This window comes from Mycobacterium sp. pR1184, from assembly GCF_041287235.1.
Lineage (GTDB): Bacteria > Actinomycetota > Actinomycetes > Mycobacteriales > Mycobacteriaceae > Mycobacterium.
The window spans coordinates 199,300-209,946 of the sequence record NZ_JBGGKR010000013.1 but is presented as its reverse complement, the minus strand read 5'-3'; the positions used below and the strand labels follow the sequence as shown (position 1 = coordinate 209,946).

Sequence of the window (10,647 nt, the reverse complement as noted above, 5' to 3'; positions counted from 1 at the left end):
CGTGCCCCAGATTCAATGAGAAAGACACGCACTTACCCCAGATTCAATGAGAATGCCCCAGAATCAATGAGAACGGACAATCTCGACCGTCTGCTGTTCGAGACGAATATGTGCCATCAGGCAATTTTCTATCGCCGCGAGCTTTTTGCCGGCATCGGTCCCTACAACCTCAGGTATCGCATCTGGGCTGACTGGGACTTCAATATCCGGTGCTTCTCCAACCCGGTGCTGGTCACTAGCTACATGGACATTGTCGTCACGCTGTACAACGACGTCACCGGCATCAGCAGCGCGGTCGACAAAGAGTTCAGAAAGCGGCTGCCAATATTCTTTTGGGCTGCGGCCGTTGAGATTTCGGGCCGCACGCTGGCGTTGTTCAAGCAAAAGGAAATTCGACAAGCCGTGGCTCGTCAGTGGCTGGTCAGGTTCAAAGCCAGGGGCTAGGCCGCGCGAGAGTCGTGCTCGTCACGCTAGACGCTTGACTCCGCGGCGCGCCGATAACCGCGCACCGCCCAGGGGACGAACACCGCGAGCAGCAAGACCGTCCACGCGAGAGTCATGGTGAGCGGCCATAGCACAGGTCCGCCAAGCGCCAATGTTCGCATCGTTTCCACGGGCGGTGATATCGGTTGCACGCGCACAAACGGCTGCAGCCAACTCGGGTAGAGGCTGATCGGAGTGGTCGCGGGGTTGAGGAAGGCGAGCGTTACGGTACCGCCCACCAGCCAGGTCATGATGGTGCGGCCGTTAGTACGGATGACGAGTGCCATGATCAGCGCTGTAAATCCGACCGCCACGATGGATGGCACCAGGATGTACACCAGTAACGCGACCCAGCCATGCGCGAATCGCAATCCCATGATGATGCCGAGGGCGGTGATAAGGGTCGTCCCGACGAGCGCCCGGATGCCCTCCGCGGCGAGCCGCCCCGTCAGTGCGCTCGCCCGGTGAACGGGTAGTACCCACATCCGGCTCAGTACGCCCGACTGGCGGTCCATCGTGATGCCGATCGCATTGCCCAGCGTGCCGAACAGCGCGGACAGCACGGCGCAGAACGGGACCAGGCCGTAGACGCTCTCCGCACCGGTGACCCTGTGCACCTGCTCGCCCAACACCACTTGGTAAAGAACCAGCAGGAAAATGGGGAAGAGCAGCGAACCCATCAGCACGGCTCGATCTCGTCGCCACCGGATCAGCAGGCGACTCGCTTGCAACCAGCTCTCGGTCAGCAGCGAATTCGGCGCGTGGGTCTGAGAGGTCACGAGCCGCGCCTTTGCATCCGTATCGTGATGGCGCCGAAGACCAGCACCATGCCCACACACCAGGCCAGGCTGACGGCCAAGTTGTCGACCAACACGTGCCCGCTACCCAGGCCGCGCAGCGTTTCGATGACCTGGGACACCGGCTGATTGCGTACCCACGGACGCAACCAGCTTGGAAACGTCTTCTCGGGGGCAATTCCGGTGGACAACAGAAACAACAGCAACTGGGGGACGAACAGCATGTAACTGGCGCCCTGCAGACTGTTCGAACTCGATCCCAGCGCATCGGCGCCTAGCCCAACGGCCAGACACAACAGCAGCGCGAGAAGGACGAAAGCTATGTCGTCGACCAGACCGCCAGTCATCCGGAATCCGAATGAATAACCGGCGACCATCGCCACGATGAGCGCTAGCGCCGCGCGGACGAGGGTGGCCGCCATGCGGGCAGTCACCGGGGTTGCCGCGGAGATCGGCTGCGTCCGCAACCGCCGGCCGAGGCCGCTTAGATGGTCACGCACAGCGCGGTCCGCGGTGAGCAGCCCGACGAAAATCATCGACTGGACGACCACCGCGGGAACCAGATATTGCGAATAACTCAGCTGTCCGGTGTCGATCAGGCCGTGCAGTGCGACGCTAAAGCCCGCCAAATAGGCGATAGGAGAAACTATTTCGAAGATCATCTCGCCGTCGCGCGCCGCGGATAGCAGCGAGCGTTCGGTGAGGGCGGCTAGGGCGCTCACGATTGGGCGACGGTCCGCTCGGTGATGTGGAGGAACGCCTCGTCCAGCGACGGCTTACGCAGCGAAATGTCGGCCAGTTCGATGCCGAGTGCGTCGACGCGGCGAAACACATCGGACAAGGTGGCCACCCCGCCAGGAGCGATCACCGACACCGAGTTGGTGTCGGTGTCGACGTCGACGCCGTCTAGTCCCGTCAGTGCCGCCGCGACCTGGGGCAGGTCGGCCGGGTTTGCCGGGCTCACTTGGCAATAGCCGGTGCCGGCGCGACGCTTGAGTTCCTCGGCAGTGCCGCTGGCGATGACCTGCCCATGGTCGATGACGACGATCGAGTCGCTCAACATGTCGGCCTCTTCGAGGTACTGAGTGGTCAGCAACACTGTGACTCCTTGCTCGGCCAATGAGCTCACGAGGGCCCACACGTCCCGTCGACTGCGCGGGTCCAATCCGGCGGTCGGCTCGTCGAGGAACAGCACCTTCGGCGACACCATCAGGGCGGCGGCGAGGTCGGTGCGGCGCTGCATGCCGCCGGAATAAGTGGCCAACGCGCGGTCGGCGGCGGCGACGAGGTCGAACCGTTGAAGCAGTTCGTCCGCGCGGGCCTTGGCTTCACTGCGCCGCATGCCCCGCAACCTGCCGAACAAGACCAGGTTCTCCCTGCCTGTTAGCAACATGTCTAACGTGACGAACTGACCGGTCATCGCGATGCTGGAACGCACCTGAGCAGCTTGGCGAGCAATGTCGTATCCGGCGACAGCGGCGCGGCCTGAAGTCGGACGGATCAGCGTGGACAGGATATTGATTGTGGTGGTCTTACCCGCGCCGTTGTGGCCGAGCAGACCGCAAACTGTTCCGGCGGGGACAGAGAAGCTGACGCCATTGAGCGCAGGCGTGTTTCGGCCGAATGTCTTAGAGAGGCCGTCGACTTCGATCGCCAGTGAACTCACGGTAGGGAGTATTCCATGGTGGGTGTCGGTATGTTGTCGGTATTGGTGTTAGATGTTCCGGGACGATGCTTTTCGATCTCGGCCGCGATGCTATTGTGCGCAACCCTCTGCAAACTCTTAGCCAAAAAGCGCTCGGAATTCTCCGCGCTCGCAATCGGCTTCGCCAATTAGACCGATTGCCTTGGGATCTCGGCCGTAGGCGCGTCGTCGGGGAATTCGCGGCCCAGCAAAGCGCGCACCAGCGGACGCGAACCTTCGGGACGCAGCATCTGGCTCGATGGCCGCGGGCGGACTACTTGTGGCCACCAGAACCAACGTCCGAGTAGCGCCGCAATGGTGGGGGTCATGAAAGAGCGCACGATCAGAGTGTCAAACATCAGACCCAGACCGATCGTCGTACCGACCTGGCCGATGATCCGCAAATCGCTGGACGCCATCGACGCCATCGTGAAAGCGAACACCAGACCCGCGTTGGTGACGACCTTGCCGGTACCACCCATTGCCCGAATGATGCCGGTATTGATACCGGCGCCAATTTCTTCTTTCATCCGGGAAACCAGCAGCAAGTTGTAGTCAGATCCCACCGCCAGCAGCACGATCACCGACATCGGCAGGACCATCCAGTACAACTTGATGCCCAAAATGTACTGCCAGATCAGCACCGAAAGCCCGAACGACGATCCGAGCGAAAGTGCCACCGTGCCGACGATGACCATCGCGGCCACAAAACTGCGGGTGATGATCAGCATGATCGTGAAAATCAGGCAGAGCGCGCCAATTCCCGCGATCAGTAGGTCGAATTTCGAGCCGTCTTTGAAGTCCTTGAAGGTCGACGCGGTGCCGGCGAGATAAATCTTGGCGTCTTCGAGCGGTGTGGTCTTGAGGGCCTCTTCGGCTGCCGTCTTGATTTTGTCGACCCGGTCCACGCTTTCGGGTGTCGCGGGGTCACCCTTGTGCGAAATGATGAACCGGGCCGCTTTCCCGTCGGGGGACAGGAATTGATTCATCGCCTTCTGGAAGTCCGCGTTCTTGAAGATCTCCGGAGGCAGATAGAAGGAATCGTCGTTCCTGGAGTTGTCGAACGCCTGCCCCATGGTGGTGGCGTCTTTATTGTCGACATCCACCTGGCCGATGATTCCGGCCATCGTGCTGTGCATGGTTAGCGTGGTTGTCTTGAAGAACTGCAAGGACGCAATCAACTGCGGGTACTGCTCGAGCAGCTGAGGCAGCAGCACGTCCATTTTGTGCAAATCAATTAGCAGATCGCCGAGTTTGTCGCTCAGTTCGTCGATCCCGTCCAGAAGGTCAAAGATAGACCGAAACGCAAAACAAATCGGAATATCATAGCAATGCTTTTCCCAGTAGAAATAGCTTTTAATCGGCCTGAGGAAATCTTCGAAGTCGGCGAAGTGATCTCTTAACTCGTGCAAAAGATCGGTCATCTCATAGGTCTTGGTGATCGACTCGTGGGTGAGCTTCGTCAGTTCCTTCTGCAATTCGTAGAGCCGCTTCATCGAGGCCATCTGTATGTCCATCATGTGGACCTGCTCGAGCATGTCGTCCATGCGAGCCTTCATGTATTTGATGTTTTGTGTTTGGGCCGAGTTCTGCATGGCCAGCATGAAGGGGATCGAGGTGTGCTCGATCGGTGTTCCCTCGGGCCGCGTTATGCCCTGAACGCGGGCAATTCCGGGAACTTTGAAGATGGCCCTGGCCAGCCGGTGCAGGACGATGAAGTCGGCTGGATTGCGCATGTCGTGGTCGGACTCGATCATCAGAATTTCGGGCAGCATCCGCGCTTGGGAGAAGTGCCGGTCGGCGGCAGCGTAGCCGACATTGGCGGGAATGTCGTCGGGCATGTAGAGCCGGTTGTTGTAGCTGGTCTGGTAGCCCGGCAGCGTGACCAAACCGACCAGCGCGACGGCGATGGTCGCGACCAGGATGGGCACCGGCCAGCGCACGATTGCCGTGCCGATCCGCCGCCACCGGCCGAACCGGATCGCTCGGGTGGGATCGAGCAACCCGAACCGACCGCCGAGGGTCAGGACGGCCGGAACCAGCGTCAGCGCGATCACGACAGAAATGACAAGGCCGATCGCACACGGCACACCCATGGTCTGGAAGATGGGCATCCGGGTGAAGCTCAGGCACAGCATGGCGCCGGCGATCGTCAAACCGGACCCCAACACGACGGGGACGACCCCACGAAAAGTGTTGTAATAGGCGGTTTCTCGGTCCTCGCCGGCCTGACGCGACTCCTGATATCGACCGAAGAAGAAGATCCCGTAGTCGGTTCCGGCCGCCATCGCCAATGCGACCAAGAGGTTGACGGCAAATGTCGATAGCTGCACGAGGCTGTGGTCGCCCAGAAACGCGACGATTCCGCGGGCCGCGAGCACCTCGATCCCGACGGTGATCAACAACAGGATCACCGTGGTGATCGACCGATAGACGAACAGCAGCACCACGAAAATGATCGCCGCGCCGACCGCGGTCATCTTCAGAATCGATCGGTCACCGGCCTCTTGCATGTCCGAGAACAGCGCTGACGGACCGGTGACATAAGCCTTGATCCCCTGCGGGGGCGGATTCTTCGCGATGATGTCCCGGACGGCGGCGATCGAGTCCTGACCCTGCGTCGTGCCCTGGTTGCCGGCCAGATTCATCTGGACGTATACGGCCTTACCGTCGGCACTTTGCGCACCCGCCGCGGTGAGTCGGTCGCCCCACAGATCCTGAACGTGCTCGACATGTTTCGTGTCGGCCTTCAGCAGCCGCATCAACTTGTCGTAGTACTTGTGTGCGCTGTCCCCGAGCTCGTTCTGCCCTTCGATCACCAGCATCACGAAGCTGTCCGAGTCGGACTCTTTGAAGACCTTGCCCATCCGCATCATGGCCTGCACGGCCGGCGCGTCTTGGGGGGCCAACGGCACCGAGTGCTCCCGGCCCACCCGCTCCAGCGAGGGAACAGCGAAGGTGACCAGCAACGTCAGCGCCACCCATCCCAGGATGATAAACAGCGACAAACCGCGAAGGGTCCGAGCTGCGAACGGCTTCTGGACGGGAGTCTCGGCAGCTTGCGTGGCGATCGGTTCTGTGGTCATGCGCGCCTCACCGCGTTTCTTTCAGCAACAACGAGCGCACCAACGGCCGCGGCCCCAAGGGGCGCAGCATTTGGCTTGCGGGGCGGGTGCGCACTTGTTGCGGCCACCAGAACCAGCGCCCCAGCATCGCCGCGACCGCGGGTGTCATGAAGGCCCGCACCACCAGGGTGTCGAAGAGCAGGCCCATCCCGATCGTGGTGCCCAATTGGGCGATGCTGCGCAGGTCGCTGACCGCCATGGACGCCATCGTGAACGCGAATACCAGGCCCGCGTTGGTGACGACTTTTCCGGTGCCCGCCATGGCCCGGATGATCCCGGTGTGGATACCGGCCGCCAATTCCTCCTTCATCCGAGAAACCAGCAACAAGTTGTAGTCAGAGCCCACCGCCAACAGCACGATCACCGACATCGAGAGGACCGTCCAGTGAATTTGCAGCCCCAGCAGATACTGCCAAACCAGAATGGACATTCCGAAGGACGCGCCCAATGACACCAATACCGTACCGACGATAACCAGCGCGGCGAGGAAACTCCGCGTCATGATCAGCATGATGATGAAAATAAGGCAGAGCGCGGCGACGCCCGCGATCAAGAGATCGTATTGGGCGCCCTCGACCAAGTCCTTGACCACTGCCGCGGTCCCGGTGAGATAAACCTTCGCGTCTTCCAAGGGGGTGCCCTTCAGCGCCTCCTCGGCGGCCGTTCTGATCGGCTCGACGCGGGAAAGCCCCTCGGGTGTTGCCGGGTCGCCCTTTTGCGCAATGAGCATGCGAGCGTTCTTGCCGTCCGGCGACAGGAAAATCTTCATGACCCGTTTAAAAGTATCGGAGCCGTCGATAATGCTCGGCGGAATGTAGAAACTGTCGTCGTTTTTGGAGGTGTCGAATGCCTGCCCCATGGCGTTCGGGTTCTGGCCTCCGTTGACTTCCATCTGGCCGAGAGTTCCTTCCATGGTGCTGTGCATTGTCAGCATCATGGTCCGCATGCTCTGCATGGTTTCGATCATTGGCGGGATCTGCATCATGACTTGCGGCAAGAGCACATCTAGCTTATCGAGGTCTGCCACCAATTCAGTGAACTTGTCATTGACCTCGTCGACGCCGTCGATCGCGTCGAACACGGATCTGATCGCATAGCAGACCGGAATATCGTAGCAATGCTTTTCCCAGTAGAAATAGCTACGGAACGGTCTAAAGAAATCTTCGAAATTCGCGGCTCGGTCCCGCAACTCTGCGGTCGTTATCTGAATATCATGCGTCCGGGCGACCATGTCGTGGGTCGTAGCGGTCAGCTCTTTCATCAGGCCTAGCATGTGCTGCATCAACTTGATCATTTCGCCCATGACTTCGGCCTGTTTCATCATGTCATTCATGCGGTCCTTTTGGAACGCCATATTCGTCAGCTGGTTCGACTGCGACATGCTCATGATGTACGGAATGCTGGTGTGCGCGAGCGGGGTACCCTCGGGCCGGGTCACACTCTGAACCGTGGAAACGCCTGGGACCGCAAGGATTCCCTTGGCCAATTGGTTCAACACCAGCATGTCCGTGGGATTGCGGAGGTCGTGGTCGGCTTCGACCAAGAGGATTTCCGGCATCATCATGCGCGATTCAGGGAAATGTCGCCCTGCAGCCGCATTTCCGACGCTGGCGGGAATGTCCTCGGGGATAAATTTCTGGTCGTCGTAGCTCGGGTTATATCCCGGAAGAGTGAGCAGCCCGACCAAGGCAACGGCCAATGTGGCTATGAAAATCGGCACGGGCCAGCGCACGATTGCCGTACCAATCCTTCGCCACCCGCGCACCTGCAGCTTCCGTTTGGGCTCGAACAGGCCGAAACGAGCTCCTGCCGCGATAAGCGCCGGCCCGAGCGTTAGCGCAACCAGGACGGCGATGGCGATGCCCACCGCGTTGGGCAGGCCGAGCGGCTGGAAATAGGGGAGCCGGGTAAAGCTGAGGCACAGAACGGCACCCGCGATTGTCAGGCCGGAAGCCAACACGACTTTGGCGACACTGCTGAAAGTGGTATAGAAGGCCGTTTCCTTGTCTTCGCCGGCCTGCCGTGCCTCCTGATATCGGCCGACGAAGAAAATTCCGTAGTCAGTTCCCGTGGCAATGACCGCGGCCACTAACAGGTTGACGGCGAAAGTAGTCAGACCGATAAACCCGTGATAGGCGAGAAATGCCACCGCTCCACGAGCGACCGTCAATTGCAACCCGACCATCAGCAACAGGAGGATGACGGTAAAAATCGAGCGATAGACGAGCAGCAACATAATAAAAATGACGGAAAGGCTGGCCAGGGTGACGGTCGTAACCGTCTCCTGACCCGCCTTGTTCATATCAGCGACCGTCGCCGCCGGGCCGGTGACATAGACCTTGAGCCCAGGCGGTGTGGGCAGTCCCGCCACGATGCCCCGGATGGCCGCCACCGATTCGTCGCCCGCGGATGCGCCCTGCAGGCCACCAAGGTTCAGCTGCACATACGCGGCCTTACCGTCGATACTCTGCGCGGCGGCCGCCGTGACCGGATCTCCCCAGAAGTTCTGGACATGCTGAACGTGCTTGGTATCGGCCTCGAGCCGGCGGACCAATTCGTCGTAGTACTTATGGTCTTCCTGGCCGAGGGGGCGGTCCGCCTCCAAGACGATCATCGCCAAGGCTCCGGAATTGGATTCCTTGAAATCCTGTCCGAGGCGCGCCATCGCCTTGAACGACGGTGCGTCGACGGGGTTCAGCGATACCGAATGTCCTTGCTCGACGACCTCTAGCGGGGGGACGCCGATGGTGAAGAAGACGGCCAGACCGAGCCACCCCAGGATGATGGGTATTGAAAACCGGCGGATTGACCGCGCGGTGAAGCCTCGCGGGGGCTGCTCCGTGCCAATGTGTTCGTCGGTCATGCCGCCGTCAGCACGCAGTACGTGAAGGCGTTCACCTCGTGTGAGACCTTCTCGGACTTGACTGTGCCATCAACGATGATGCGGCAGCCGATGGTGTCGGTATCTCCTTGTGCCACCACGTTTCCCACGATGGACGGCAGTGTGGTCGACAGATCCATCGACCACGGCAGGGTGACGCCGTTGATATGTTGCGGGTCGGCATTGACGTCGAAATAGCTGATGTCGGCGACGGTCCCCGGCGCGCCGAACACCTCATACTTCAGATGCTTGGGATTGAACGGCTTGCTGTCTTTGACTCGGGAGTCGGCGTAGGACTGGCGCTTCTCGGACCCGAATATCCCGTGTAACCGCGACACCGTGAACCCGCCGGCGGTGAGTACCGCGACGATCAGCAGCGGAATCCACAGCCGCCCAAGAAGCTTGAGCGCCCCAGCCCCCGCGCCCCGCCTTTTTTCCTTCCGAGCACCATTGGGAGCTTGGGATCCGGACTGACGACCGAACCTCCCGAAGCGGCCGGGGGGCTGGCTCACGCCCTGGCTACCTTCGGTGGCGACGTCGGACCGGGCTCGAACGTCATGTTCGACCACCGCACCCCCTTCAACCCGTTCACGGACTCGCTTACCTCAACCGCTCGGACACTACCCAAACCTCGATCGCACCACGCCAGACCTGCGGCGGTCAGCTCAAACGAGCGGCGTTCGGCGAGTGCAACCAGGTCTTGATGAGTAAACCATGCCATTGCCCCCGACATCAGATCTTTGGTAACCCGATATGGGATCGTAACTCGTATCGTGTGCGTAAGAGGACGCTATCAATGCGCTGAATCCGCCCCCGCGGCAGGTGTTGTATGCGTCATTGTCCCCGGCCAATCGTGATGCATATTACATACCCCGGAGATCCCGCGCGGAAGTGATGATCCGCCAAACGTGCGCGCGTGGCCACCAAGCGAAGTCGAAGCCGCATGCATAGGGGTCTGAGCGCGCGATCTGTCGTCATCGGATCAGCAGCGGGTGATCCGCCCGAGCGGCAAAGCGGAACGGTGTAGTCGTGCCATGCCATCGGGTCCTGGACGCTGGCAGCTACCGCGCCTTGCCAGTGTTTGCTGTGGTCGACCCGCCGCCGATTCCGCTCTGATCTGCGGGTCCACCGCCGAGGCCGCGGGACGGTATTCCGGTGCGGCAACTAACGAGCAACGAGAGCGTAACTTGGTCGTTTTCTACCCGTAGGTAACGTACTCTTGGCGGTCGGCAGACAGCCCGAACCGTCGCTGCAGGTCACTGCACTTCACGGCGCCAACGTCGGAGCGTTGCGCCTGGCACCGAATTGCCGACAGGTGCCGCGAGTGCTTAACAGATCACACCAGGAACTTTGTCGAAACCTCCGACCGAGCCTGTGGGCCTCCAGTATGGTTTGGAACGATCCCACCTATATCGAGAGAACGCCTGGAGAACTGTGAGCACCAATCCGTTCGACGACGATAATGGCAGTTTTTTCGTGTTGGTCAATGACGAGGAGCAACACAGCCTGTGGCCGACCTTCGCCGATGTTCCCGCTGGATGGCGGGTGGTATACGGCGAGGCCGACCGAGCGGCGTGTCTCGAGTACATCGAGCAGAACTGGCCGGATATCCGGCCGAAGAGTCTGCGCGAGCGGCTGGCAGCGGGTCGGAGTTTTGATAAGTAAACCGCCTGGGTA

Annotated in this window: 7 protein-coding genes and 1 pseudogene; 2 read left to right on the top strand and 6 right to left on the bottom strand. The window is 60.5% G+C overall.

Features of this window, described 5'->3' with window-relative positions; all coding sequences use genetic code 11:
* A pseudogene (locus tag ACAG21_RS22055) lies at nucleotides 1-444 on the top strand (hypothetical protein); the annotation flags it as partial.
* A 26-nt stretch (nucleotides 445-470) separates the two neighbouring features.
* On the opposite strand, the gene ACAG21_RS22050 reads toward ACAG21_RS22055, so the two are convergent.
* The 6 genes from ACAG21_RS22050 to ACAG21_RS22025 form a co-directional block, all read right to left on the bottom strand.
* On the bottom strand, nucleotides 471-1,262 hold the full coding sequence (locus ACAG21_RS22050) for an ABC transporter permease (protein WP_370498390.1): 792 nt from the start codon (nucleotides 1,260-1,262) through the stop codon (nucleotides 471-473).
* A complete protein-coding gene (locus ACAG21_RS22045) occupies nucleotides 1,259-2,002 on the bottom strand; it encodes an ABC transporter permease (RefSeq protein ID WP_370498389.1) in 744 nt (247 codons plus the stop codon). The genes ACAG21_RS22050 and ACAG21_RS22045 overlap by 4 nt, the downstream gene beginning before the upstream one ends.
* A complete protein-coding gene (locus ACAG21_RS22040; RefSeq protein WP_370498388.1) occupies nucleotides 1,999-2,946 on the bottom strand; it encodes an ATP-binding cassette domain-containing protein in 948 nt (315 codons plus the stop codon). The genes ACAG21_RS22045 and ACAG21_RS22040 overlap by 4 nt, the downstream gene beginning before the upstream one ends.
* A 167-nt stretch (nucleotides 2,947-3,113) precedes the next feature.
* Nucleotides 3,114-6,050 carry an RND family transporter gene (locus tag ACAG21_RS22035; RefSeq protein WP_370498387.1) on the bottom strand — a complete coding sequence of 979 codons (2,937 nt, stop codon included), beginning with the start codon at nucleotides 6,048-6,050 and terminating at the stop codon, nucleotides 3,114-3,116.
* Nucleotides 6,051-6,057: 7 nt separating this feature from the next.
* The gene (locus tag ACAG21_RS22030; RefSeq protein WP_370498386.1) at nucleotides 6,058-8,952 is read right to left on the bottom strand and encodes an RND family transporter; all 2,895 of its coding nucleotides are present in this window, start codon (nucleotides 8,950-8,952) and stop codon (nucleotides 6,058-6,060) included.
* Nucleotides 8,949-9,359: an MmpS family protein gene (locus ACAG21_RS22025; protein ID WP_096291064.1), complete on the bottom strand. Its 411-nt coding sequence runs from the start codon at nucleotides 9,357-9,359 to the stop codon at nucleotides 8,949-8,951. Before ACAG21_RS22025 ends, ACAG21_RS22030 begins: the two co-directional genes overlap by 4 nt.
* 1,045 nt (nucleotides 9,360-10,404) lie before the next feature.
* On the opposite strand from ACAG21_RS22025, the gene ACAG21_RS22020 reads away from it, so the two are divergent.
* Nucleotides 10,405-10,635: an MbtH family protein gene (locus tag ACAG21_RS22020; protein WP_025735785.1), complete on the top strand. Its 231-nt coding sequence runs from the start codon at nucleotides 10,405-10,407 to the stop codon at nucleotides 10,633-10,635.
* Nucleotides 10,636-10,647 lie beyond the last annotated feature (12 nt).

Excerpts from the sequence above, each read along its gene's own strand:
- ACAG21_RS22035 (WP_370498387.1), bottom strand. The coding sequence starts at position 6,050 with ATGACCACAGAACCGATCGCCACGCAAGCTGCCGAGACTCCCGTCCAG.
- ACAG21_RS22030 (WP_370498386.1), bottom strand. The coding sequence starts at position 8,952 with ATGACCGACGAACACATTGGCACGGAGCAGCCCCCGCGAGGCTTCACC.